The sequence below is a fragment of the Hydrobacter penzbergensis genome (assembly GCF_900106985.1).
GTDB lineage: Bacteria > Bacteroidota > Bacteroidia > Chitinophagales > Chitinophagaceae > Sediminibacterium > Sediminibacterium magnilacihabitans.
The window spans coordinates 16,616-42,694 of the sequence record NZ_FNNO01000016.1 but is presented as its reverse complement, the minus strand read 5'-3'; the positions used below and the strand labels follow the sequence as shown (position 1 = coordinate 42,694).

Genomic DNA, 26,079 nt, shown 5'->3' with positions numbered 1-26,079 from the left:
ACTCTCCCTGCTTATCCGCAGCCTCATTCAACTAATTTTGCCATTCAAAATCCAAAGAAATGAATGTAAGCGCGGATATCAGGAAGCTGGAAAGGCATTTTGTTCCGGCCGATTTTAAAGTAACTACCTGGGAAACACTGGAGCCCTTTTTTGTGGAATTGACCAATCGCCCCCTTCCTACAAAGGAAGCGTTGGAGCATTGGTTGAAAGATATCAGTGAGCTGGAAGCAGTAGTAAGCGAAGATGCCTGCTGGCGCCAGATACGCATGACCTGCGATACAACCGACCCCGCGCTGGAAGAAGCATTCACTTATTTCTGTATGGAGATACAACCGAAACTGCAACCATACAGTGATAAGCTCAACAGGAAACTGATCGATTGTCCCTTTACCACAGCGCTGGACCAACAGAAATATTTTACTTACCTGAGAAGCGTAAAGAAAAGCATCGACCTTTTTCGCGAAGCCAATATACCCATACAGGCCGAACTGAGTGTGATGCAACAGCAGTATGGGGCCATCGCAGGTAAAATGACGGTAGAAGTAAACGGGCAGGAATACACACTGCAACAGGCTGCGAAATTTCTCGAAAGCCACGACCGCGAGCTGCGCGAAACAGTTTACAGAAAGATACAAGACCGGCGGCTGCAAGATAAAGACGCCATGCACACGCTGTATTCCGGGCTAATAGCCAAACGCCACCAGGTAGCGCTGAATGCAGGTTTTGCGAACTACCGTGATTATAAGTTTGTTGAACTGGGCCGCTTTGATTATACCAAAGAAGATTGTTTCCAGTTCCATGAAGCCGTGAAGCTGCACGTACTGCCCTTAATTGAAAAGATCTACGAAAGGAAGAAACAAAAGCTCGGACTCGATACGCTGCGTCCCTGGGATACAGAAGCAGAGCCGGATGGTGTAATGCCGTTGAAGCCTTTTGCAGACGGGAAAGACCTCTATGAAAAATCAGTAGCGTGCTTTGAAGCATTGAATCCTTTTTTTGCCAACTGTTTGAGAAAGATGAACGAGATGCAGCATTTCGATCTTGAAAGCAGGAAGGGCAAAGCGCCCGGAGGGTATAACTGTCCGCTGGCAGAGAGTGGCGCTCCATTCATTTTTATGAATGCAGCCGGACAAATGAGCGATGTAACGACGATGGTACACGAAGGCGGACATGCTGTACATTCTTTCCTGGCCCATCACCTGGAGTTGAGCGCATTCAAAGAATATCCTATGGAGATTGCAGAAGTGGCCAGCATGTCGATGGAGTTGTTCACCATGGATCACTGGCAGGCTTTCTTTGATAAGGAAGAAGACCTGGTTCGCGCAAAAGAGCACCAGTTGGAAAGAACCATTACCATTTTCCCATGGATTGCCATCATTGATAAATTCCAGCATTGGGTGTACGAGAATCCAACACATACCGTAGAAGAAAGAACCGCTAAATGGATGGAAATACTGGAAGAGTTTTCTGCAAAAAGTATCGATTATACCGGGCTCGACCATTTCCGGCAGATCGGCTGGCAAAGGCAATTACATTTGTTTGAAGTGCCTTTCTATTATATTGAATACGGAATTGCACAGTTAGGGGCTATTGGTTTGTGGATGCAATACCAGCAAAACCCACAGCAGGCTTTGCAGCATTATATCCATGCACTGAGCCTGGGTGGAACCCGTACCCTGCCTGAATTGTATGCTGCCGCAGGTTTGAAATTCGATCTTTCACCTGCACACATCAAAACATTGATGGAGTTTACGACAAAGCAAATGGCTGAACTGATCGGTGATTAAGGTTTCGGCGGCTGCTGGTTCGGGTTTTGCGGAGGTTTCTGCCCCTGCCCACCACCACGGTTTTGTTGTCCGCCCTGTGGCCGCTGTTTTTGTTGTGGCCGCTGACCACCTTGATTGCCTTGCTGAGGAGGACGGTTTTGGTTTTGTTGTCCGCCTTGCCCTTGCGCTTGAGGTCTTTGACCTTGACCTTGTTGCCTGGGCCCTTTTTGCTGTCCGCCATTACGGCCTTCTTGCTGCTGCCGTTGCTGGTTTTTTTGTTGGTCGCGGCGGCGGCGATCGTTCTTTTCCAGGGTGCGAAGGCTGATCTGTCCAACCAGTTCCACAAAAGCAGTCTCCGTTTCTGTCTGCTTATTAGCCGATATTTCTACTGCCTGTAATTCCTCTGCCTTTTGCCCCTGTTGGTTCATCCGCTTGATTTCTTTCACGCGCTGGATGGTTAAAGGATAATGTTTGGTATTGTTGGGCAGGGAATACCACATGAGGTTTTTAAAGATATCTTTCTTCACCAGTTGAGCGGTACCCATCACTGTTTCGAGGGAATCGGCATAATCGGGGAAATGCTGCAATGCATCGAGATAAGTATCCAGCTCGTAATTCAGGCAACATTTCAAACGGCCGCATTGTCCGCTTAATTTGGTCTGGTTGATGGAAAGGTTCTGGTAACGCGCTGCAGTGGTGTTAACGCTTTTGAAGTCGTTGAGCCAGGTGCTGCAACAGAGCTCGCGGCCGCAACTGCCAATTCCACCTACTTTGGCGGCTTCCTGTCGGATACCGATCTGGCGCATCTCCACTTTTACCTTGAAGTCGCCGGCATATATCTTGATCAGCTCACGGAAATCAACGCGGTCGTCGGCGGTATAAAAGAAAGTACCTTTCTTGCCATCGGCCTGTATTTCCACTTCACTCAGTTTCATTTGCAGGTTCAGCTGCTTGGCGATGGCGCGGCTACGGGCTAAAATTTCTTTTTCGCGGCCCTTACTTATTTTAAAAGTCTCTATATCTCTTTCGGAAGCGCGACGAAGTATTTTTTTCATTTCAGGGTTCTGTTCATCCACCCCTTTCTTTTTCAACTGGAGGCGTACCAATTCCCCGGTAAGGCTCACTTCTCCTACATCAAATCCGCCTACCCCTTCTACCGACACATAATCGCCCTTTTCGAAGAACTGCAAAGTAGTATTGCGGAAAAACTCTTTCCGGCTGCCCTGTTTAAAGCTCACCTCAACTACCTTACAATTGCTTTCGGGATCGCTGAACGGGAGATTCATCAGCCAATCGTGCACATTCATCCGGTTACAGCCACCTGTGCTGCAACCCCCATTGCTTTTACATCCCCCCGGCTTACCACCAACTGCGGTTCCACAAGATCCACATCCCATTCGATATAAGTTAATAGGTTAACGACTTGGTTAGGAGAGGATGGCTTGTGTGGGGACTACAGTACTGCGCGTGGCTGCTGTTCTGTCACTTATGGTACATGCGGATTTCCGTTGTACAGCGATCAGGACGATATGTCATTTGTGCAACCTTGCATAGCATCAATGCTTTCAAAATTATAGTGATAAGCGTTGTACGTTCTGTTTCCCCCTACAGGTTCATGCTCTCCGGATCCGCTCCGGGCGAATCCTCAATTATTCAAAATTAGGGTTTTGTTCTGAATGATGTGGTATAGTTTGATGGTAAGGGCCTGGAACAGCATTTTGGCATTGGCATTCCGCTCAATATAGTAAGCTGCCCGGTCCAACTCCTCGATAATGGCTTGCTGCTGGCTTACCGAAGCGATCTTATTGAGGCGGAGGGCAAAATCCCGCTCATTATCGCCCATCATCAGTTGCCCGGCACCCAGTACCTTAATACGGACGCTCAGTTCCAGCAGGTGGTTGAAATAACGCAGGAACTGTTTCTGTTTCTCCCTTCCCAGCTTACTCACTTCCTCTGTAAACTTCACCTGGGCCAGGGGACCGCCTTTCAGGGTGGCATTCAGCCAGTCGCGCAGCAGGCTTTGCCAATCTTCATCGGAATGCTGCAACAACTGGAGGGCTTCGCGGTAATTGCCTTCAGAGATGCCGGCGATCTGACGGGCTGTTTCAACACTGGCCTGGGCCCTTTCTACCAGGGCTTGTTCCACCTCATTGTTTTCGAGCGAAGGGATTTTTACCAACTGGCAGCGGCTGAGGATCGTGGGCAATATCTGCTCATCGTTCTCGGCCACCAGTATAAATAAAGTGTTGGGGGGCGGTTCTTCTATCAGCTTCAGCAGTTTATTGCCTTCCTTGCCCAGGTATTCGGGCATCCACAGCACCAGCACTTTGTATTCACTTTCGAAACTTTTCAGGCTCAGCTTGCGGATGATGTCATTGCATTCATCAGCCGTGATATTACCTTGCTTGTTCTCAGCGCCGATGAACTGGAGCCAGTCATACACATTGCCATAAGGGAATTGTGTGATGAATTCGCGCCATTCACTGATATAATCGGTGCTAACGGGTTTATCGCCACTTTTCCTGGGGATCACCGGGTATGAAAAATGAAGATCGGGGTGGATCAGTTGTTCTGCCCGTTGGAATGCAGATTCTCCAACAACCTGCTCCGGAGTCAAAAAAGAAGGTTTTGATTCCAGTGCGGTAAATCCGCCGAACAAATCGGCCACTTCGGGAGATGCCACCGGCTGACTCACCACATATTGTGCAAATGCCAATGCAAGGGGTAGTGTTCCACTGCCTTCACGCCCTAGAAAAAGCAGTGCGTGACTGAGCCTGTTTTGCTCTACCATTTCTACCAGGTGCTGCTTCGTGGCGGACTGACCTATAACGTCTTTGAATTGCATGAAGGAGCAAAAGTAATACTGAAAGACCTATTTCAGGTACTTCAATATTTCCTCATCGTCGGGCTTTACTTTGCTGGGAAAATAAGCGATCATTTTTCCGTCTTCATCCAACAAAAATTTGTTGAAGTTCCAGGCAATGGTTGCATCCAGCACGCCATTCTGGTCTTTGCTGGTAAGCCATTTGTAAATGGGCGCTGTATCATCTCCTTTTACGCTAACCTTGCTGGCCAGGGGAAAAGTTACACCGAATCTGGCTTTACAGAACTGTTGTATCTCATCATTGCTGCCGGGCTCCTGTGAGCCGAAATTATTGGCCGGGAAGCCAACGATCACCAGCTTGTCTTTGTATGTTTCATATACTTTCTCCAGCGCCTCATATTGAGGAGTGTAACCACATTTGGAAGCTGTATTTACCACCAGTATTTTCTTGCCTTTGAATTTGGCAAAATCTATCACACCTCCATCAATGGATTTCACTTTGAACTGGTGTATGCTAGGGCTGACGGGCAAGGTGAATGCACTTAACAACGCGGCTATAGCAAATGTCATGAGGTATTTCATGGGTAATTATTTAAGTACTAAAGTTAACATGATTATAGGAAATGCGGATGTTCAATTTGATGAATGGGCGGCTATCAGATGGTATACGCCACGGCGCCAATGCTAACGCGCACATTGCCAGCTTTTAGCAGTGCAGCTCCACAGGCTTCCAGTGTAGCGCCGGTAGTGATCACATCATCAATGAGTAAAACGTGTTTGTTTTGAAGAGATGCCGGATCGTTGAGAGCAAATACATTTTCCATATTTTGCCAGCGGCTGAGCCGGTTCTGGTGCGTTTGGGTATCGGTGAACCTTGTTCTGCTGAGAGCATGGGCCAATAAAGGTTTGTTCCATACAGCAGCAATTCCTTCACAGATGAGTTGTGCCTGGTTATAACCCCTGCGGTATTCTTTTTTTCTGTTAAGCGGAACGGGTATCAGCAGGTCTATCGTTTCAAACCTGCCGCTGGCTTCCAGCATTCTTCCCATCATCCTGCCAAAAAAATAACCCAGCTCGCGTTGTTGTTTGTATTTGAGTTGCACCAGCAGGTGCTGCAGGAGTGAATGTTTGGTGAAATAATAAGCGGCTCCGGCCTGTATTACCGGCAGGCGGCCATAAAAAATCTTTTCAACAGGATTGCCTTGCAGGGGGAAGAAATTTGTTCCGGGTAATTGCAGCAGGCACTTGCCGCATAACAGGTTGCTGTGCTCGAGGATATCGGTACCGCATCCTTCGCAATTATGCGGGAAAAAAAGATGACCGAAGTCCGCCGCAATGGATTTCAGCAAAGCGATCATGCATCCAAAATAAGCGGTATGCGGTGATGTGCGAACAGGTATTTGCCGAAAATCTAAAACAGTTGGCGATACACTTCATCTACCCGGCCTAACGGAATGATCTCGATCCTGAATGATTTCGGGTTGAAACTTTTTCTGTTGTACTGCGAAACGATGATCTTTTCAAAGCCGAGTTTCTCTGCTTCAGCTATGCGTTGCTCGATCCTGTTTACGGCCCTGATCTCACCATTCAATCCTACTTCACCCGCAAAACAGATATGCGGCGGCAGGGGTATGTCTTCATAGGAAGAGAGCAGTGCGCAGATTACGGCCAGGTCAAGCGAAGGGTCTTCCACCTTGATGCCGCCGGCGATGTTTACAAAAACATCTTTCATACCAAACTGGAAGCCGCCTCTTTTTTCCAACACGGCAAGTAATAACTGCAACCTGCGCAAATCAAAACCTGTTACCGTTCTTTGCGGTGTGCCATATACGCTTTGTGTTACAAGTGCCTGCACTTCTACCAGCAAAGGCCGCATACCTTCGATCGTTGCAGCAATGGCGCTGCCGCTCAACTGCTCTTCACGCTGGGCAATGAGTATTTCAGAAGGATTGGATACGGTGCGCATGCCTTCACCCGTCATTTCATAAATGCCCAGCTCAGCTGTACTGCCGAAACGGTTCTTCAAAGTACGGAGGATGCGGTACACATAATGCCGGTCGCCTTCGAACTGCAATACGGTGTCTACCATGTGTTCCAGTATTTTCGGACCGGCAATGGCGCCGTCTTTCGTAATATGACCGATAAGGAAAACAGGTGTGCCTGTTTCTTTTGCAAAGCGATGGAATTCAGCGGCGCATTCGCGGATCTGCGATACACTGCCGGCCGATGAATCGATGAGATTGGATTGAAGGGTTTGTATCGAATCTACAATGACCAGTTTCGGTTTCAGTTTTTTGATTTCCTGGAAGATGGTCTGCGTAGCGGTTTCAGTGAGTAAATAAAAATTAGGATTGATGATCTTCAGGCGATCGGCACGCATCTTTACCTGCTGTTCGCTTTCTTCTCCACTGATATATAATACTACGAGTTCATTGGCTAATAATCCGTTTTGTAAAAACAAGGTACTCTTACCAATACCAGGCTCGCCTGCTACCAATACCAGGCTGCCCGGAACAATACCTCCGCCCAGCACGCGATTCAGTTCAGGATCTTTTGTAACGATTCTTTTTTCTTCACCGGCGCTTACCGCTTCCAATGCAATAACCCGGGAACCTTTTTTTTCTGGATGATAACCATCCCATTTCACTTCCTGTTGCCCACCTTTTTGCAATACTTCTTCGGTAAATGTATTCCATTGCGCACAGCCCGGACATTTGCCCAACCATTTGGCACTTTCATAACCACAATTGCTACAGAAAAAAGCCGTTTTAATTTTACTCATAAGAGGCTAAAGGTAAACAGCTAAAATAAAATGACATGAATCGTTGATACATTTCATGCTTTGATATGCGATGATTGAACTGCTACCATAATCATTAAAAATGATCAAAACAGGCAATCGAAATAAATGGAAGGAAAAAACGTTGCAGACCTGCTTAAGGATATGTAAAAGGGTCAGCATTACTGCCGACCCTGTTTACTTACTAACCCATTAAATTCTGCCACTAAATTACAAAAACAGGCCACATTGCAAAATTATTTTTTGTCCTTGTGCATAAATTAAATGCCCCCCGAAAGGGCCGCCCCGGGTTAATTTTTTGTTAGGTATTTTTTACACTTCAGCTGGCCAAAATACCCATGGAGAAAGGGTTTTACGAAGAAAATGAACATTTATTAAAATTTAATATATAGGATGGTGCCAGGTAGCGTCTAAGGCTTTTCATGCAGCAATTATTTTTTTAATATTATTATCAATAGAGATTTTCCAGTCATTGAATTCATAGAAAAAAATACACCCTGATGTGGGAACGGGTACCGCCAAAAGAAAGCGAAGGATACCGGCAACCGGCATCCTTCGCAAGTGTTAAAAAAATATTAAAAATTAGTTAAAACAAGTATGGCTTTAAAACTTGATCTCCTCATCCCTTTCATCAAAGAACCTGAATTCGATGAGTTGATAATTGGTATTGGCCTGCGCTTTCAGTTTCATCTTGAATTTCCGTTTCCATTTCTTCAGAATAGAATTGAAGAAGCCTTTGGTCAGGTGCGAATAAACGATCGGGTGCACCACCAGGGTAAGGTTATTGTGCGCGTGTGTAACCAGGTAGTGCAAACGCTTTTCAATCTCGTCTTCCAGCAAAAGGGTGGAAGTGATCTTGCCGGTTCCGTGGCAAACCGGACAAACCTCGGCCGTATTGATATTCACTTCCGGGCGCATGCGCTGACGGGTGATCTGCAGTAGTCCGAATTTGGAAATGGGCAATACCGAATGTTTGGCCCTGTCGGTCTTCATGAATGATTCTACCGCTTCCTGCACTTTCTTCTTATTGTCGGGCAGTTTCATATCAATGAAATCCACCACGATGATACCACCAATATCGCGTAGCCTCAATTGTCTTGCAATCTCTTCAGCAGCTTCGAGATTGGTGCCCAGGGCATTGTCTTCCTGGTTATTGCTCACGCTCTTGTAACCGCTGTTTACGTCTATTACGTGCAACGCCTCCGTATGCTCGATAATGAGGTAAGCGCCGCTGGGCAGGTTGACCGTTTTACCGAAAGAAGATTTTACCTGTTTGGTTACGCCATACTGGTCAAAGATGGGCAGTCCGTTGTTGTATAAGGAAACGATATCTGTTTTGTCGGGTGCGATGCGCTGTATATAACTCTGCGTAACGCCGAACAAATTTTTATCGTTGACAACGATCTTATTGAAATCGGCGCTCAACAGGTCACGCAGTATGCTGGTGGTCTTGTTCTCTTCGCTCATGATCCTGACAGGAGCGGCGGCCCCTTTCAGGTTTTTCTGAATGGTTTTCCAGGTTTCTGTAAGCGCCAGCATATCCTGGTGTAATTCGGCGGTGCTCTTGCCTTCGGCAGCAGTGCGCACGATCACGCCAAAATTCTTGGGCCGGATGGCTTCCACGATCTTGTGCAGTCTTTTTCTTTCTTCGGCCGAATGTATCTTTTTAGATACGGCTACGATCTCATTGAAGGGCGTTACTACCACAAAGCGGCCGGGCAATGATATTTCACAGCTCAGGCGCGGACCTTTAGCAGCAATGGGTTCTTTCAATATCTGCACCAGCACATTGGGCTTGCCATTCAACACTTCGTTGATCTTTCCCGTTTTAACGATCTCTGCTTCCGGTTGAAATTTGGAAAAATCGAACCCATTCTCCTCTTTGTTGTTCATGGCCAGTTGGGTGAACTTGATAATGGAACGGGCATAAGGACTCAGATCGGTATAATGCAGGAATGCATCTTTTTCGAAGCCAACATCCACGAAGGCAGCATTGAGACCCGGGATGAGTTTTTTCACCTTCCCCAGGTACAGGTCGCCCACAGCAAAATTGGCGTCGGTTTTTTCGTTGTGCAGCTCCACCAGTTTTTTATCTTCCAGCAACGCGATTTCCACGCCCGCAGGAGCAGCATTAATGATTAATTCTTTGTTCACAGAACAGCAACTTTTAAATACAAAATCACTTGCCGGTATGATCATACAGCAAATAAACCACACTTGAATCTGTGAAATCTGCCACCGGAAAAGGGAAGGATAAGGAAAAGTTGCACAGTGAAGAAAGGAAGTGGCTTATGTCAGATTAGTGTTAAACGCGACCCCGGCTTTGCCTGGATCGCGTTTATATCATGGTTAGAAAGAAGAAACGAATTATTTGTTCTTCTTCTTATGACGGTTTTTTCTAAGGCGCTTTTTACGTTTGTGGGTCGCAATTTTATGACGCTTTCTCTTCTTACCACAAGGCATACTCAAAGTAATTTTATACAGTTAAACAATTAAATTTCTATTTCTTCAGTTCAAGAATTCTTTTATCAATTTCAGCCTTTGCTTCCGGTATCCGGATCAGCTTTTCGGCCACCTCATACCACTGGATGGCATTTGCTTTTTCACCATGCAGGTCGTAACATTCGGCCAGGTGAAAAATCGCTTCCAGGTTATCGGGCTGGTGTTCCACTACGATCTTGAACCTTTCAATGGCTTTATCGTACTGGCCGCTTTTCTTTCCTCCCAGACCCAATATCATTTGCCCGTACAGGTTATCGGGATGTTTCGCAACGATCTCACGCACCGGTAAAATACCTTGCATAGGATTGTCGGAAATATTGCCGAACATATAACAGGCACCCAGTCCAATCCGGCTGGAATCATTGGCCGGATTGATGGCGAGGGCTTTCTCTAAAAGAACTTTTGCATTCGTCGCCAGCCAGTTTTGCATGGCCGGGTTCGTTTCTGCCATCAGGTTATCTAAAAACAGATGGGCGGCAAAGGTGAGGCTTTTTTCAGAATTTTCCAACTTCGCTGCTTCACCGGTATAATAAGCATAAGGTTCGAACACCCGGGCCGAGTCGCTCCAGAACCTGGCCAACTGGTGATAAACATGTATTTGCTGGTCTTTTATATCGCCCCTTACAACGGCGTTTTCAAGCCGGGCAAGGCGTTCGGCCTGTGCGGGACTGATGTGTTCCTTGGCTTTCGCCAATAAAGTTTCGAACCGGATAGATGGAGAGGAAGCAACATTTGCTGCAACCGTTGCGGTGGGCTGTTTATGCGGAGGTACGGTTATACCAAAGGTAAATAATAGAATGAATGCTAATAATGCACTACTAATCAGTAACCATTGCTGCTTTTTCACTTATCGATGAATTTCTGCAAAGTTACTCCGGCTTGTGCTTGCTTTTTACTTCATTCACAAATTCTTTCGCAGGCTTGAAAGCCGGTACATAATGCTCAGGAATTTCAACCGCTGTATTCTTTTTGATGTTGCGTCCGATCTTAGCCGCACGCTTCTTGGTAATGAAACTGCCAAAACCACGGATATAAATATTCTGCCCGTTGGAAAGGCTTTCCTTCACCTCTTTGAACATGGTTTCAAGGGTTACCAATACATCTACTTTTGGAATACCGGTTTTTTCCGATATCTGGTTGATAAGGTCTGACTTACGCATTGCGGAGGGGGTTTTTTGCTATTTAACTTAAAATAAGTCAAAAAATTTGGTATTTGCAAGTAAGATGGCGTAAAAATTATAGACGTTATTGATTGATAGATAAACGGTTCACCCCGGTGAAGCGGAACAGTTTCCGCCTGTTCAGCTGTTTTATCGCATATTTGCCCCAGGCATGAAGCAAAAATTTTCAAATATGCTCATGAAATGGCACCGGCTGCATAACAGCCGGCAGATGCCATGGAAGGGTGAAAAGGATCCTTACAAGATCTGGCTCAGTGAGATCATATTACAACAAACCCGGGTAGAACAAGGGCTGGCTTATTATAACCGGTTCATCCAGCACTATCCCACCATACAACAACTGGCTGCGGCGCCCGATCAGGAAGTGCTTAAACTTTGGGAAGGACTGGGCTATTACAGCCGTTGCCGCAACCTCTTACTGACTGCCCGCCGGATCGTGAAAGAATACAAAGGCTTATTTCCGCGCGACTATGAAACCCTGCTGAGTTTGAAAGGCGTTGGCCCGTATACCGCTGCAGCCATTGCTTCCTTTGCCTATAACCAACCTTATGCCGTGGTAGATGGCAATGTATTCCGCGTGCTGTCGCGCTTTTTCGGACTCGACACTGCCATCGATACCCTGCCCGGAAAAAAACTATTCACCGGATTAGCGGACGAAGTACTCGATAAGCAATACCCGGCGCTGTTCAACCAGGCCATCATGGATTTTGGCGCTACCGTATGCAAGCCTATGGCGCCTGCATGTATCGACTGCCCTGCGCGGAAAGATTGTGCGGCTTTTCTTACCGGTAACGTGAACCGGTTGCCTGTCAAGGAAAAGACCTTGCAACGCAAGCACAGATGGTTCTATTATTTCATATTCGAACACCGGGGGAACTGGCTGGTGAACCAACGGAATCAACGCGATATCTGGCAAGGCCTTTTTGAATTTTACCTCTTGGAAACAGAAGCTGCCTGTGAATGGAACGATAAAAAAGTGATGGAATGGCTGCATGACCAGTATGGCATCGCAGATGCATTATTGGTAAATATTTCATCTGTTCAAACACAGCAGCTAACACACCAGCAGATCAGGGGGCAATTCATAGAGCTGAAACTTTCCAGTAAGCCCGATTTCCTGAAATCATACCAGTGGCAGCCAAAGAACCGGCTGAAAGAACTTCCTTTTCCCCGTTTCATCACACAATTCCTGGAAGAACATGCTTCAATAGGCTCTTAAATTTTTTCACGCCTGTTCTTTTCTTGCATAAAAAATGTTATTTTTAAGAGTAATATAACCTGCGGCGAACTAAAAATCCATCGTATGAGAGGTGTTAACAGAGTGATGTTGATTGGAAACCTGGGCAAAGATCCTGATGTACAATACCTGGAAGGTAATATCGCGGTAGCCAAATTTCCCTTAGCAACAACGGAAACCTATAAAGACCGGGCGGGCAAGCTGATCTCGCAAACGGAGTGGCATACTGTGGTATTATGGCGCGGACTGGCTGAGTTGGCGCAGAAATACCTTCACAAAGGAAGTCTTATTTATGTTGAAGGACGTTTGCGCACGCGCAGTTGGGAAGACAAAGAAGGTAACAAAAAATTTGCCACGGAAGTGGTGGGAGATAACCTGATCATGTTAGACAAACGGGGCGATGGACATGGAGGGCATGGAGATCCGATCGAAGGATACAATGCCGACGATATCCCGCCGCCTTCGGCTGACCCCGGCGAGAGCCTGCCTTTTTGATATAAAGCATAAATGATATTTTTGCCCGTAACATGACCCCATTCTTAAATTAATTACACCTGCTTTGGATCATCACTCGGTTTTGAACTTTTCATTCCAGCCCTATTTGTTGTCTGCCATACAGACGCAGGGAACAACGGTATTGGTAATGATATTATTCGTGTTGCTGTTCCTTTCTTTTGTATTGTCGGGATCGGAAGTGGCTTTCTTTTCTCTAACCTACAAAGACATCAACCTGCTCAAATCCAAACAGCAGCCGCCTTACCAGCGCATCGTTGATTTGTTGGAGCAACCCAAAACATTATTGGCGTCCATGCTCATTGCCAACTGTTTCATCAATATCGCCATCATTATTATTTCCAACCTGCTCATCGATGACATGTTCAACTTTGAAAAATTCGATGCAGTGTGGGTGGAATTCCTGATTAAAGTAGTGGCGGTTTCCTTCATACTGGTTTTATTTGGAGAAGTGATGCCAAAGGTGCTGGCCACGCAAAACAATATCCGTTTTGCCAAAGACTCAGCTACCGTCGTACAGGGCGTATCGTATGCATTCGCGGGGCTGAGCAAAGGCCTGGTAAAATATTCCGATATCATTGAAAGAAAACTGGCAAAGCGTTCTAACGGCGCTTACACCCTGCAGGAACTGGATCATGCCATCGATCTCACGACAGACAATACCGCTACAGAAAATGAAAAGAACATCCTCAAAGGCATCGTGCAATTCGGCAACATAACAGTGAAGCAGGTGATGCGTACACGGATGGATGTGCATGGTGTTGATCACGAAATATCATTTGGAGAATTGATTGCCACAGTGCGCGACCTGCACTACAGCCGGATACCTGTTTACAAAGAAGACCTCGATGATGTAGCGGGTATGATCCATACCAAAGACCTGATAGCCCACCTGGATGAACCGGATAATTACAATTGGCATACCCTGCTCAGGCCACCATATTTTGTGCATGAGCAAAAACTGATTGAAGACCTGTTGCAGGAATTCCAGGCCAAGCACATCCATTTTGCTGTGGTAGTGGATGAATTCGGCGGCACCAGCGGCATCATTACCCTGGAAGACATACTGGAAGAAGTGATTGGAGAGATCAAGGATGAGTTCGATGAAGAAGACAGCGGCTATAAAAAGATAGACGACAATAATTATATTTTTGAAGGACGTACCATGATCAACGATGTATGCAAGATCATGGAACTGCAAACCGATACTTTCGACCAGGTGAAAGGAGAGAGCGATTCGCTGGCCGGACTGGTACTGGAACTGGCCGGAGAAATTCCGCAGCCCAACCAGGTGGTGAGCAGCGGCGATTTTATTTTCACGGTGCTGGAAGTAGCGAAGAACAGGTTGCAGAAAATTAAAGTATCCATTAAACCGCGCGAGGAAGTATATTGAGATGAAAGTTGTTCAATCTGTGTTGTTGTCTGTAGTAATGATCTGTTTTGTAATGGCTTGCAACAGCACATTCACCCCCAAACCCGCCGGCTATTTCCGGATCGATTTCCCTAAAAGAGCTTATCAGTTATTCGACCAGCCCGGTTACCCGTATTCATTTGAATATCCCGTGTATGCGCAGGTAATGAAGGATACCACTTTCTTTGGTAAGCCCAATGATGAGAACCCCTGGTGGATCAATGTGGATTTTCCGCAATTCCATGGCCGGATATACATCAGCTATAAAGAGGTAGGAAAAAACAAATTCGATACCCTGATCAAGCATGCGTATGTACTCACAGAAAAACATGCATCCAAAGCCTATTCTATAGACGATTCGGTGCTGGTTACCCCCAATGGGGTACACGGCGTTTTTTTTACGGTAGGCGGGAATGTGGCTACTGCCAACCAGTTTTTCCTTACCGACTCTACCCGCCATTTCCTGCGTGGTGCACTTTATTTCGATGCCACGCCCAATGCCGATTCGCTTGGCATTGTGAACCGTTTCCTGGTAGACGATATGAAACACCTGATCAATACCTTCCGGTGGAAGTCTGGCAATTAGTTATCTTTACAACATGTTAGCAATCGACAATAAATTGATCAGCGACGAAGTGCTGGAGGAGCAGTTTGTGTGCGACCTCAACAAGTGCAAGGGTGGTTGTTGTGAAGATGGAGATGCCGGCGCCCCGATGGAAAAATGGGAGTTGGAAAAGCTAAAGGAATATTACGAAGCGATCAAACCCTATATGACGGAAGAAGGGATCAGGGAAGTGGAAAGACAGGGCAAATATCTTTTCGATAAAGAATTTGGTTGGGTTACGCCCACTGTCAACAGCGGCATCTGCGCTTATGGCTACCGCGATCAACAGGGTATCATCAAATGCGCTATTGAACAGGCGTATAATGATGGTAAACTGGATTGGAAAAAGCCGTTGAGCTGTCACCTCTTCCCCATCAAAATACAAAAAAGCAAACGCGATCCCGATGTGGAATATTTGAATTATCAACCGCGTGAAGACTTATGCCAGGCCGCTTGTGCACTGGGTAAGAAATTGAAAGTGCCTGTGTATGTTTTTTTGAAAGATTCGCTGATCAGGAAATACGGTGAAGAATTTTATGAAGCGCTTTGCGCTTTGGCCGAGCACCTGCATAAATAACCCAACGCTTACGTAATAAACTACAACGGATGAAAGAAAATGCCGAATCATTCCTTGCCAAAAGCTCCGTTAAGGCGGCCGACCTGGATCACAGGCGCAAGATCAATTTCAACATCAGTAAGTATAATGCGGTGGTGCCACAAGGAAAGAAGCAATTCGATAATGTAATGCTGGCAAGGGAAAGGGCGAAGAATGCAAAATGGGAAGCGATAGAACACCTCGATCAATACCTCGAAGAATTTGAAAAGAAAATAACGGCCCGCGGCGCTAAAGTTATCTGGGCCGAAAATGCAGAGCAGGCATTGGACGCTGTTGGCGCCATCTGCAAAGAAAAGAACTGCAAAACACTGGTGAAGAGCAAGAGTATGGTAACGGAGGAAATACATCTGAACCGTTTCCTGGAATCGAAAGGTATTGAAAGTGTGGAAACCGACCTGGGTGAATACATTCAGCAGTTGGATGGAGAACCTCCTTATCATATTGTAACACCGGCCATGCACAAAAGCAAGGAAGACGTGGCCAGGGTATTTGCAGATAAGCTGGGAACGGCGCCGGGATTGAGTCCGGAAGAACTGACGATCATCGCACGTAACAAACTCCGCGAAAAATATGTACAGGCAGAAATAGGTGTAACCGGTGCAAATTTCATTGTTGCCGATGTTGGCGGTATCGCTGTTACGGAGAACGAAGGCAATGCAAGACTAAGTTGCGCCTGGCCCAAAACACATATTGTAATTGTGGGCATAGAAAAAGTAATTCCTTCTTTGGAAGATATTGCCTTGTTCTGGCCCTTGCTGGCTACGTATGGAACAGGGCAGCAGGTAACGGTTTACAACAGCCTTGTTATGGGACCCCGTCAGGCTAATGAAACAGACGGACCCGAAGAAATGTTTGTGATACTGCTCGACAACGGCCGTACCAACCTGCTGGCCAATCCCAAAACAAGAGAAGCTTTGTATTGCATACGTTGCGGCGCCTGTTTGAATGCTTGTCCGGTTTACAAGAATATCGGCGGCCATGCGTACGAAACTACTTACAGCGGCCCCATAGGAAAAGTGATCACACCTTATTTGAAGGGCATGGATGAATACAAACACCTGAGCTATGCTTCTTCTCTTTGCGGTAATTGCACCGAAGTGTGCCCGATACGTATCAATCTGCACGAACTGTTATTGGAGAACCGGCACGAAGCCGTGTTGCAGGGTACGAGTTCCATTGCTGAACGCCTGGCCTGGAAGGCATGGAAAGCCGCGAGCCTCAGCAGGAATATGATGAACATGGGCAATGGCAGGATCAAGAACTGGGTGGTGAACAAAGTATTCAAAGGGTGGACAGCCCATCGCAGTGAACTTGATTTCAGTCAGAAAACGTTCAATGAAATGTGGGAAGAAAAAAATAACAAGGCTTAGTGCCTGAAATGCCGCATGCCTGTCATTACCATGGACAGCTTGTGTTCCACACAATAAGCAATGCTGTCTTTGTCTCTCACAGAACCACCGGGTTGAATGAATGCTTCTATACCGGCGGCGTGTGCGATCTGTACACAATCATTGAAAGGGAAAAATGCATCAGAAGCCAGCACTGCGCCTTTTAAATCGAAGTTGAATTGTTTTGCTTTTTCAATGGCATGACGCAGGGCATCGATGCGGCTGGTTTGTCCGCAACCCTTACCTACTAACTGTTTATCTTTCACCAGGGCAATGGCATTGCTCTTCAGGTGTTTGCACACCAGGTTGGCAAAACTGAGGTTCTCTTTTTCAGAAGCCGTTGTTTCGCGGCCACCCACTTCTTCCCATTTGCTGTAATTGCCTGTATCGGCGCCCTGCTCCAGTGTACCGTTCAGCAATGATTTGGCGGGTGTTTTGAGTGCAGGACGCTGTGCATTCAATACCAACAGGATCCTGTTCTTCTTGCTTTTCAGTATCTCCAGTGCATCGGCATCGAATGTTGGTGCGATCAATACTTCAAAGAATATTTCATTGATGGCTTCAGCAGTTGCTTTATCGATGGTTCCGTTGCAAACCAATACACCGCCGAAAGCGCTTTCAGGATCACCGGCCAATGCAGCGTCCCAACTGGCTTTCACTGTAGGTCTTGCTGCAATACCGCATACATTGGTATGCTTGATGATGGCAAAAGTGGTTTCGGAAAATTCCTGGATGAGTTGCACGGCTGCATCTACATCTACCAGGTTATTATAAGAAAGTTCTTTTCCGTTCAGTTGCGTAAACAATGGTTCCAGGTTGCCATGGAAAACGGCCTGCTGGTGCGGGTTTTCGCCGTAACGCAGAGATTGTGTGTGACCGGGATTGAAATAATTGCTGATGGCAATATCGTAGTGCATCACCACTTCGAATGCTTTGGCGGCAAAAGCCCTGCGCTGCTCGAGGGTGGTAGCTCCTTTTTGTTCAACAAGCAGTTTTTCCAATGCAGTATAATCTTCTTTGGCTGCGATCACTACCAGGTCCCTGAAATTTTTGGCAGCCGCGCGGATCATGGAAGGTCCGCCTATATCGATCTTTTCAATGATGGCTTTCTCTTCTGAAGTATTCCGCAGGGTTTCTTCGAAAGGATAGAGGTCTACAATTACCAGGTCGATCTCTGGAATTTTGTACTCTTTCATTTCCTGCAGATCCTGTGCTTCACTTCTTCTACCGAGGATACCGCCAAAAACTGCGGGGTGAAGGGTTTTCACCCTGCCACCCAGTATTGAGGGGTAAGTAGTAAGGCTTTCTACCGCCACGCAGGGAATGCCCAGGTCTTCCAGGAATTTTTGGGTGCCACCGGTAGAATAAATGGTGATGCCTAATTCATGAAGATTTTTAGCAATGGGTTCCAGTCCGTCTTTGTAAAAAACTGAGATCAGTGCAGATTGAATGTTCTTTTGCATGGTGGTAGGGTCTTAAAAGGAGGTGCAAAGGTAATGTCTGCCGCTCAGAGTACAAGGCTTAACAGGCGAAAGAGTGGTAATAAAACCAGGCAAACCATTGCCCAGAGCAGGCCCTGTGGCTTTCTATGCATCAGCCACCAGGCCAGTGCGGCGATACATCCATATAAAACAATCGTTTGCCAGAGACCGGGGTCCAGGTTGTGTATGACAGCAAACGGAATGTTATCGGTACGGGTGATCAATGTGTTCAATTGGAAGATGAGCCAGCAAATAATTTTACCAGTGCAGGAGGCCAGCACGGGTAAAGGGGCAACTAACAATAAGAACAGGCATCCGTAGAGGATCAATCCGGATAAAGGCACCGCAAAGAAATTGGAAAACAGGAAAAGGGTAGGAAACTGGTGAAAATGATAGAGCAGCAGCGGAAAAGTCAGTATCTGTGCTGCCAATGTGATCGCATGCAGTTTCCACAACTGATCGAGTAATTTGTTTTCGAAATGAATGCTTTTATACAATGGCTGCAGAAATAATAAAATACCCAGCACGGCGCTATAGGAAAGCTGAAAACCGATATCCCACAAAAAGAATGGATTGTATACGAGCAGGCAGAATGCGGAAGCTGCGAGTGAATTCAGGGAATGCCCTTTTTTGCCCATCAGATCGCCTACAAGGATGAAGGAAAAGGTAACGGCCGAACGAAGGATAGAAGCTCCTGCACCGGCGAGCAGACTGAACCCCCACAGGGTACAGAAAACCAACAGGGGCGCTATCCTGCCAATAGCCGGAACAGCACGTAAAGGTTTCAACAGGAATACCAGCAGACCGTAGATCATACCCAGGTGCATACCACTGATGGCAATGATATGCACCACGCCAGTATTGCTGTAAGACTGCATCAGTTCTTTATCCAGGTCATTCCGGTAGCCGATCAGTAAGGCTTCCGCTACACCCGCTTCTGTGTGACCGTTGATATAGGTGCGAAATGTATGAATGACAAAATCCCTTACCCTGAACAGCATGTTGGTAACGGGCTCCGCTAATGTGTTGTTGAGTAATTCGTAATCATGAGAAGAGAGGAATGCCTGGTAATGAATGCCCTGGCTTGCACAATATTTGCGATAATCGAAACCTGCTCGCGCATCATTGGTAATTGGCTGCAAGGTTTTGTACAACAGCAGCTGTGATCCGTAAACGAGCCCATGGTGCAGGTCTTCTTTTTTAAAATACAGCAATACATCGCCCTGTACTTTTTTCCAACGGTTGACTTTCCCAGCGCCTGGTTGTTGTACATGCGTGATAGTGGTAAGGGCTTTAAACGACCGCCGTTTTTCAACGAGGGGCTCCTGTAATACGGCTATCAGTGTATCGCCCGGATGATAGTGGTTACCCAACCAGTTTGGCCGGTTTTGCCATTCATGTAAGTAGAAACTGGTCATACCTGCACTCAGTATCAGTAAGTGAACAGCTATGCCTGCTGCTTTTCTGAAACGGAATTTTTTTGTAACAGGCAAGAGCTGGTAAAAGAGAAAAAGACATGCTCCTGTTGCAGCCAGCAAACCAGCTATCATCCATGTTGGATGAATAATATCCTGTATGATGATGCCTGTAATGAGAGCCATCAACAGGCGAAGAAAAGGGCACTGTTTCCACGCAGGTATTCCGTATCGCTTCATGAAGCGAACATACTACGGGATACTTCGGACAGAACGGAGTATGGATGTGCTTACTTACTCAGGTTCATACTTCTTTCCTTGTACAATGTGCGGAAGTATGGATCCCTCAGGTCTTTGATGAAACGGATGGCTTCTCCGGTACTTTTCATCTCAGGTCCCAGCTCTTTGTTTACACCGGGGAATTTTTCAAAACTGAACACGGGCTCTTTAATGGCATAGCCATTGAGTTGCTTGTCCATCTGGAATTCGGTGAGTTTGGCCGCGCCCAGCATTACTTTGGTAGCGATGTTCAGGTAAGGGATCTGGTAAGCTTTGGCAATGAAAGGCGTGGTGCGGGAGGCCCTGGGGTTGGCTTCGATCACATATACTTTGCTGTCTTTGATGGCAAACTGTATGTTGATAAGACCTTTGATATTGAGTGACCTTGCAATTTTTTCACTGTAATATTCCATGGTAGCCACTACCATCGGGGAAAGGTTGAAAGCAGGAAGAACGGCATTGCTGTCGCCGCTGTGGATACCTGCGGGTTCAATATGTTCCATCACCCCCATGATGTGGAAGTTTTCACCATCGAAAATGGCGTCTACTTCAGCTTCCTGGCAACGGTCGAGGAAATGGTCGATCAGGATCTTATTGCCTGGTAAATGTTTCACGAGGCTGATCACGGCCTGTTCCACTTCATCATCGTTGATCACGATGCGCATTCTTTGTCCGCCCAGTACATAACTCGGACGAACCAGCACCGGGTATCCAACTTTATTGGCCACTTCAATGGCTTCTTCAGCAGTGTAGGCGGTACCATATTGAGGGTAAGGAATATCGAGTTCTTTCAACAGATCACTGAAACGTCCACGGTCTTCGGCAATATCCATACTGTCGAAAGAAGTGCCGATGATCCTGATGCCTTTCTCGTGCAGGCGTTTGGCCAGCTTGAGGGCAGTTTGACCACCCAGCTGTACGATCACGCCTTCGGGCTGCTCCAGTTCAATGATTTCCCACAAATGTTCCCAAAATACGGGCTCGAAATACAGTTTGTCGGCCATATCGAAATCGGTAGATACCGTTTCAGGGTTACAATTGACCATAATGGCTTCGTAACCGCACTCTTTGATGGCCAGTAAACCATGCACACAACAGTAGTCGAACTCAATGCCCTGCCCGATCCTGTTGGGGCCGCTGCCTAAAACAATGATCTTTTTCCTGGAGGAAGGGATTGATTCGTTGGAATTAAGTCTAGGATTCATTTTTGCGAAAGATTGCGCAAAATTAGGGGATTCGGGGGAATTAATTGGCAACAACTACCATCTCTTGCAACGCTCGCGCCATTCCTGCTTGAGTTTTTCCCTTTCTTCGGGACTCATATTGTGCCATTTCTCGCGCAGTTCGGATTTCCAGCCGCCATTGCCGCCGCATCCCGGGCCGCCCCAGCGGCCCTTGATACCTCCGAAGAGTATCTTTGATAATACCAGGAGCCCGATCGCCTGCCAGAAATCGATGACCGGAACGGTTACGATGCCCACCAGTACATGATTCCACAATTGCATGACCACATATCCCAGGAGGCTGGCTATGAAGAGGGCAATTACGATACATCCCAGGATTTTTTTTATCCAGAATTTTTTGTTCATTTCAATTCGTTTACTAATGATATAATAATTCGTTTTTAAGTGTAAGCAGTCTTTCCCTCAGGTGCAGCACTGCATAGCGCTTACGGCTGATGAGGGTGTTAACAGTTTCCCCTGTTTGCTCTGCGATCTCTTTGAATGGCACCCCTTCAATTTCGTTCAGTATGAACACATCGCGTTGGGAAGCTGGTAGTTCATTCAGCGCTGCGTAGAGCGTTTCCCAGAAAAGTGAACGGAGATAATCCGTTTCGGGAGAATTGCGTTCGTCGAAAAAAAGGTTGGTCCAGTCGAACTCCGTTTCGTCTGAGCCGCCTGTATACAAGTCCTCGAGCAACTCGGGCTTTTTCTTTCGGTTGCGGTCGGTGATCTTGTTCCGGGTAACAGTGAAGAGCCAGGCCGTAAGTTGCTCAATAGGTTTGGTATTACCGAGCAATTGGTAAAAAACATCCTGCAGGATATCTTCCGCATCGGCTTCATTGCCCACGCGTTTGCGTATGAAAGCCATCAATCGCTTGCTATACGTGTTGATGACCTCGGTAATATTGTTCTTGCGGGGTCCGCTCATGTCTGCTACTATCGTCAGCGCCTTATCCATTTGGAGAGGTAGACGGGGAGGAGGCGCTGATATTTTAAAAGTAGCGGAAATGTCTGGTTTCTGATTTGGCCATTTCCGATTTAGGGTTAGAAAAGTGTTTGTGGCGGAAGGAAACCGGGTTTCAGGAGGTTAAGGCCACAAGCGGCATTCAGACGGTCTACCAGGTAAACGGTGAGTTCGGGAGAAAAAGCTTCATCGTGCATGTGCATGAAAAAATACAATTCTTCCAGGCCCTGGTCGATCCAATATTGAATGCGGGCGATCCATTCGTCGATGCGTGTATAGTCGGTCGGGTGCAGGCTGTTGCCTACATAACGAATAAAAGCTTTGGGGATGGTCAATTGCATGTGCGCGCAATCTCTTCGTCCGCTCGTGTCTGTGATCACAGCGCCCAGCTTCCGTTCCGTTAAAAAACCGAACAGTTCTTTCCGGATGGCAGCATCACCGAACCAGGAAGGATGGCGTACTTCCAGGAAAAACTGCAGGTCTGTAGGAAGGGATTGGAGGAAATCGAATAATTCATTTTTCCTGCCTGGTGAAAAAGCATCGCTTACTTGCACGAAGATGGGACCCAGGTGTTCTCCGAAAGCCATGAGCCCTTTCAGGAATTCGGTGGTGATGAATTCTTTTCCCTGCAGGTTACCATAATGGGTAACGCCCTGGTACATTTTCGGACAAAACAGAAAATCCCTTCCTGCTGCTTTGGCTGCCCATTTACCAATGGCTGCTTCATCGTATACTTTGTAATGCGTGGCGTTGAGCTCGATGCAGTTGTAATGTTTTACATAGTGCTCGAGAAAATCCTTCTCCTTTGTTTTGGGCGGATAGATCTTGCCGATCCATTCTTTTCTTCCCCATTTGGCGCAGCCCAGGTAAAGTTTTGGAGCATCAACGCTGCGTCCACCCAGTACCTGCAGGTTCTCTTCCGGCTCTGCCGGCAATGAAAAATGAATCGACTCGAGTTCTGCTACCGGCACGCGTCCAAATTCCATATCGTTGGTTTAGGTGATGCGCTAAAGTTCGCCCTTTCCTGACAACTAATATCTATCAACTGACTTCACACAATTCTTCCCATCTCGTAGTATACCTGGGACTGCGTAGCTCCTGCCGCATTTTCCAGTTGCGGGCAGTACCGGAAGAAGCGAATTTGAGGATGTCGTCGCGCATGGCAAAGTTTACGTTATCCATGGTGCTCATGAGCAGGCGGCGGTTGTTGAGGGTTTCAGGCATGAACAGGTTACCCTGCACCGATTCGTCGGGCACGATGCCACTGAGCATCACACCTGCTTTTTTATAGGTTCTTCCTTCTTCATACAATTGTTCTGCCAGTTCTACTGCCGGTTTGATGAGTTCCTGTGTGAGGGAAGTGGCGAGCGGAAGGGTAACATGACTGCTGATGGTAGGTCCGTGTCTGAAATAAGTATTGTGCGATTGTTCTTTGGGAACGATGAATACACTCACCACTTTTGCGGCGCCATGTTGTCGCCTCAGTTTTTCTGCCGCGCGTGAAGTATAGGTAGCGATGGCTTCTTTGATGTCTTTCACATCATGCACCGGAGAGCCAAACATGCGTGTGGTGGCGATCATTTTTTTAACAAGCCGGTCTTCTCCCATTTCAATACAGGATTCTCCCCGCAATTCTTTCAGTAACCGGGTGCCTGTTACGCCGCCCATATATTTACGTCCCCAGGAAGGATCTTTGATGCTCAGTTCGTAAGCGTTGTTAATGCCTTGCTGCCGCAGTTTGTGGGCATAGCGGAATCCTACGCCCCAGATGTCTTCGATATCTGTTTTCACCAGGGCTTGTTGTATGGTGCGGGGACTATCCAGCACCAGCACGCAATCGGTGATGTCTTTGTGTTTTTTGGCCAGCCGGTTGGCTATTTTGCTCAGCACTTTAGTAGGTGCTACACCAATGGATACAGCGATGCCCGTCCATTGTTCTACCACAGTCCGTATCCGGATGGCCATTTCCCGTATCTGATCTTTAGGGATATGGTCCAGGTCGAGAAAGGCTTCATCCACCGAATATACTTCCACGCGGCCGGGAGGCAGGAGCAGGCGGAGTGTTTCCATAACGCGCCAGCTCAGATCACCATAGAGATGGTAGTTCGATGAGAAAGCAGTGACATTATGCTGCCGGATCAGGGGCTTTGCCTGGAAATACGGACCGGCCATGGCAATGCCCAGCGCTTTGGCTTCATCGCTGCGCGAGACGATGCATCCGTCGTTATTACTCAATACCACTGAGGGTTTGCCTTTCAGTTCGGGTTTAAACAGCCGTTCGCAGGAGCAATAGAAATTGTTGCAGTCAACGATCGCTTTCATAATTGGTGTATGCTGTAAACTACTACGCCCCATACGGCATAGTTAGAGAACTCATCAATCAGTATATCGCCGTAGCGTTTGTTCTCAGCTATTAGTGCAATACCCTTGATATGGGTGTGCAGGCGCCTGACCAATAATTCCCCGTTCACGATGGCTACGATCACTTTGCCGGTGGTGGCTTTGAGGCTGCGGTCCACGATCAGGGTATCGCCGCTGTAGATGCCGGCGCCGATCATGGCATCACTGTTCATGCGAAAGAAAAAAGTAGCGGGCTTGTTGTGAATGAGCTGTTCGTTGAGGTCGATACCTCTTTCCATATAATCATCGGCTGCTGCGCCAAAGCCGGTGGCATTGGCAGTGGGGATCTCCCACTGGCTGAATTGTTTGGAGCCTTTATAGGCGGCTCCGTACCACTGTTCCCCCTGCATAGAAATTAATTTTGTTTAACTAAATTATTTAGTAAATTTATGCTAAAATAATTGACAAACTAAAAAAATACCGGAAAATATGGAATGGAATTATCAACTCGTCACCCGCCTGGGAGCGGGCTCGCTGACCCTGGCTCATTTTTGGGCCAGGGAAGACATGGAAGAAACCTTGATCCGCTGGATGCACCGCATCATCAGCGCACAAAAGAGTTTCAGGGTTACGCTGCAGTCTCCCGCAGAAGAATCGGTTGTACGGATCTCCGACCGGCAGCCTTTGCAACAACTGGCCAGGGAATTGAAAATAGTAGATGACTATGTGCGGAGTTATGGTTGTCCGGATATGAAACTGATCACCAACCCCAGCCTCCCCGCCGGCACCTGCGATGCCTTGCCTGCTTCTTTCGAAATAACGGAACTGGTATTGGTACGGAGAAAACATGCATTCGATACGAGTCGCCAGGTAAATGTATTCGGCCTGCGGCCGGCCTGACCCAAAAACACAAGTATGCAAAATAGCATTCACCCCCTGGCAGATTGCCCGGTAAGCGATTACCTGCTGGTGCTGGAGCCACACGAGGCATTGCGGGCAACCATCATGGCGCTGAAACAATCTTTTGCCGAACGGTATGAATGTCCATCTGCCGTGCACAGCAAACCGCACATCACATTGTTGCGTTTCATGCAATTCAATATGCTGGAATCGCGTATCGTACAAAGACTGGATACCCTCATCAAAGAGAATCCGTCTTTTGTAGTAGAGCTGGAAAATTTTGGCAGTTTTCCCACGCATACCATTTATATAGAAGTGAAGACCAAAACGCAGATCACGGAACTGGTGCGGTCGTTGCGTCCGGTGCAGCGGTTGTTGAAATTCGATGCGGAACACAAACCACATTTCATTACCGAACCACACCTGACGGTTGCGCGGAAGCTGCTGCCCTGGCAATACGAGAAAGGATGGCTGGAGTTCAGTAACAGTCATTTCAGCGGACGGTTCATGGCCCAACATGTATTGCTGTTAAGAAAAGAGGCAGGTACTAAAAAATATGAACTCGTAAAACGATTCGAATTACTGAACGTAAAAAGAGTAGAACCAAAACAGGCGAGCCTGTTTTTTTAACGAAG

Annotated in this window: 25 protein-coding genes; 9 read left to right on the top strand and 16 right to left on the bottom strand. The window is 47.0% G+C overall.

All coding sequences use genetic code 11. The annotated features are described in order from the left end of the window. Positions 1-59: 59 nt before the first annotated feature. Positions 60-1,787, top strand: coding sequence for a M3 family oligoendopeptidase (locus BLU98_RS14720; RefSeq protein ID WP_092726139.1), 1,728 nt, complete (start codon positions 60-62; stop codon positions 1,785-1,787). Here BLU98_RS14720 and BLU98_RS14715 read toward each other — a convergent pair. From BLU98_RS14715 to BLU98_RS14680, 8 genes are all read right to left on the bottom strand, one after another. Next, the gene (locus tag BLU98_RS14715) at positions 1,784-3,163 is read right to left on the bottom strand and encodes a PSP1 domain-containing protein (RefSeq protein WP_092726137.1); all 1,380 of its coding nucleotides are present in this window, start codon (positions 3,161-3,163) and stop codon (positions 1,784-1,786) included. The two genes, BLU98_RS14720 and BLU98_RS14715, sit on opposite strands and share 4 nt — an antisense overlap. Before the next feature lie 248 nt (positions 3,164-3,411). Then, positions 3,412-4,611 carry a DNA polymerase III subunit gene (locus BLU98_RS14710; protein WP_092726135.1) on the bottom strand — a complete coding sequence of 400 codons (1,200 nt, stop codon included), beginning with the start codon at positions 4,609-4,611 and terminating at the stop codon, positions 3,412-3,414. Between the two features lie 27 nt (positions 4,612-4,638). Further along, positions 4,639-5,172 (bottom strand): glutathione peroxidase, encoded by a 534-nt coding sequence (locus BLU98_RS14705; protein WP_092726131.1) that lies wholly within the window; start codon positions 5,170-5,172, stop codon positions 4,639-4,641. Between the two features lie 74 nt (positions 5,173-5,246). Then, entirely contained in the window at positions 5,247-5,948 is a 702-nt protein-coding gene (locus tag BLU98_RS14700) for a ComF family protein (RefSeq protein WP_092726127.1), read from the bottom strand. A 53-nt stretch (positions 5,949-6,001) separates the two neighbouring features. Further along, a complete protein-coding gene (gene radA, locus BLU98_RS14695) occupies positions 6,002-7,372 on the bottom strand; it encodes a DNA repair protein RadA (protein ID WP_092726125.1) in 1,371 nt (456 codons plus the stop codon). Positions 7,373-7,993: 621 nt separating this feature from the next. Then, positions 7,994-9,544 (bottom strand): Rne/Rng family ribonuclease, encoded by a 1,551-nt coding sequence (locus BLU98_RS14690; RefSeq protein ID WP_092726230.1) that lies wholly within the window; start codon positions 9,542-9,544, stop codon positions 7,994-7,996. Between the two features lie 346 nt (positions 9,545-9,890). Beyond that, entirely contained in the window at positions 9,891-10,739 is an 849-nt protein-coding gene (locus BLU98_RS14685; RefSeq protein WP_092726122.1) for a tetratricopeptide repeat protein, read from the bottom strand. Positions 10,740-10,761: 22 nt separating this feature from the next. Beyond that, positions 10,762-11,052 carry an HU family DNA-binding protein gene (locus BLU98_RS14680; RefSeq protein WP_026768907.1) on the bottom strand — a complete coding sequence of 97 codons (291 nt, stop codon included), beginning with the start codon at positions 11,050-11,052 and terminating at the stop codon, positions 10,762-10,764. Between the two features lie 193 nt (positions 11,053-11,245). Between BLU98_RS14680 and mutY the strand changes: the two genes are divergently transcribed. From mutY to BLU98_RS14650, 6 genes are all read left to right on the top strand, one after another. Then, the gene (gene mutY / locus BLU98_RS14675) at positions 11,246-12,292 is read left to right on the top strand and encodes an A/G-specific adenine glycosylase (protein WP_257575017.1); all 1,047 of its coding nucleotides are present in this window, start codon (positions 11,246-11,248) and stop codon (positions 12,290-12,292) included. 84 nt (positions 12,293-12,376) lie between these two features. Then, the gene (locus BLU98_RS14670) at positions 12,377-12,805 is read left to right on the top strand and encodes a single-stranded DNA-binding protein (RefSeq protein ID WP_092726115.1); all 429 of its coding nucleotides are present in this window, start codon (positions 12,377-12,379) and stop codon (positions 12,803-12,805) included. A gap of 82 nt (positions 12,806-12,887) precedes the next feature. Further along, positions 12,888-14,216, top strand: a complete 1,329-nt coding sequence (gene gldE, locus BLU98_RS14665; RefSeq protein ID WP_257575016.1) for a gliding motility-associated protein GldE — start codon at positions 12,888-12,890, stop codon at positions 14,214-14,216. A 1-nt stretch (position 14,217) separates the two neighbouring features. Further along, on the top strand, positions 14,218-14,820 hold the full coding sequence (gldD, locus tag BLU98_RS14660; RefSeq protein WP_092726107.1) for a gliding motility lipoprotein GldD: 603 nt from the start codon (positions 14,218-14,220) through the stop codon (positions 14,818-14,820). Between the two features lie 13 nt (positions 14,821-14,833). Then, positions 14,834-15,415, top strand: coding sequence for a DUF3109 family protein (locus tag BLU98_RS14655; protein WP_026768912.1), 582 nt, complete (start codon positions 14,834-14,836; stop codon positions 15,413-15,415). A gap of 29 nt (positions 15,416-15,444) precedes the next feature. After that, a complete protein-coding gene (locus BLU98_RS14650) occupies positions 15,445-16,824 on the top strand; it encodes a LutB/LldF family L-lactate oxidation iron-sulfur protein (protein WP_092726104.1) in 1,380 nt (459 codons plus the stop codon). Here BLU98_RS14650 and purH read toward each other — a convergent pair. The 8 genes from purH to BLU98_RS14610 all read right to left on the bottom strand — a co-directional run bounded on the left by purH (position 16,821) and on the right by BLU98_RS14610 (position 24,954). Then, the gene (gene purH / locus BLU98_RS14645) at positions 16,821-18,305 is read right to left on the bottom strand and encodes a bifunctional phosphoribosylaminoimidazolecarboxamide formyltransferase/IMP cyclohydrolase (protein ID WP_092726100.1); all 1,485 of its coding nucleotides are present in this window, start codon (positions 18,303-18,305) and stop codon (positions 16,821-16,823) included. The genes BLU98_RS14650 and purH overlap by 4 nt on opposite strands. A 44-nt stretch (positions 18,306-18,349) precedes the next feature. Next, on the bottom strand, positions 18,350-19,978 hold the full coding sequence (locus BLU98_RS14640) for a ComEC/Rec2 family competence protein (RefSeq protein ID WP_092726096.1): 1,629 nt from the start codon (positions 19,976-19,978) through the stop codon (positions 18,350-18,352). A gap of 50 nt (positions 19,979-20,028) precedes the next feature. Beyond that, complete coding sequence (locus BLU98_RS14635; protein ID WP_092726094.1) at positions 20,029-21,222, bottom strand: carbamoyl phosphate synthase preATP-grasp domain-containing protein; 1,194 nt, start codon at positions 21,220-21,222, stop codon at positions 20,029-20,031. Between the two features lie 54 nt (positions 21,223-21,276). Next, on the bottom strand, positions 21,277-21,606 hold the full coding sequence (locus BLU98_RS14630) for a hypothetical protein (RefSeq protein ID WP_092726092.1): 330 nt from the start codon (positions 21,604-21,606) through the stop codon (positions 21,277-21,279). A 13-nt stretch (positions 21,607-21,619) separates the two neighbouring features. Beyond that, positions 21,620-22,198, bottom strand: a complete 579-nt coding sequence (locus tag BLU98_RS14625) for an RNA polymerase sigma factor (protein ID WP_092726090.1) — start codon at positions 22,196-22,198, stop codon at positions 21,620-21,622. A gap of 86 nt (positions 22,199-22,284) precedes the next feature. After that, positions 22,285-23,190 carry a DUF72 domain-containing protein gene (locus tag BLU98_RS14620; RefSeq protein ID WP_092726088.1) on the bottom strand — a complete coding sequence of 302 codons (906 nt, stop codon included), beginning with the start codon at positions 23,188-23,190 and terminating at the stop codon, positions 22,285-22,287. A 55-nt stretch (positions 23,191-23,245) separates the two neighbouring features. Beyond that, positions 23,246-24,526 (bottom strand): Y-family DNA polymerase, encoded by a 1,281-nt coding sequence (locus tag BLU98_RS14615; protein ID WP_257575015.1) that lies wholly within the window; start codon positions 24,524-24,526, stop codon positions 23,246-23,248. Next, complete coding sequence (locus BLU98_RS14610; RefSeq protein ID WP_092726084.1) at positions 24,523-24,954, bottom strand: LexA family protein; 432 nt, start codon at positions 24,952-24,954, stop codon at positions 24,523-24,525. The genes BLU98_RS14615 and BLU98_RS14610 overlap by 4 nt, the downstream gene beginning before the upstream one ends. Positions 24,955-25,033: 79 nt before the next feature. Here BLU98_RS14610 and BLU98_RS14605 point away from each other — a divergent pair, with 79 nt between their 5' ends. Continuing rightward, entirely contained in the window at positions 25,034-25,444 is a 411-nt protein-coding gene (locus BLU98_RS14605) for a hypothetical protein (protein WP_026768920.1), read from the top strand. 15 nt (positions 25,445-25,459) lie between these two features. After that, complete coding sequence (locus tag BLU98_RS14600) at positions 25,460-26,074, top strand: 2'-5' RNA ligase family protein (protein ID WP_092726083.1); 615 nt, start codon at positions 25,460-25,462, stop codon at positions 26,072-26,074. Positions 26,075-26,079: the final 5 nt, after the last annotated feature.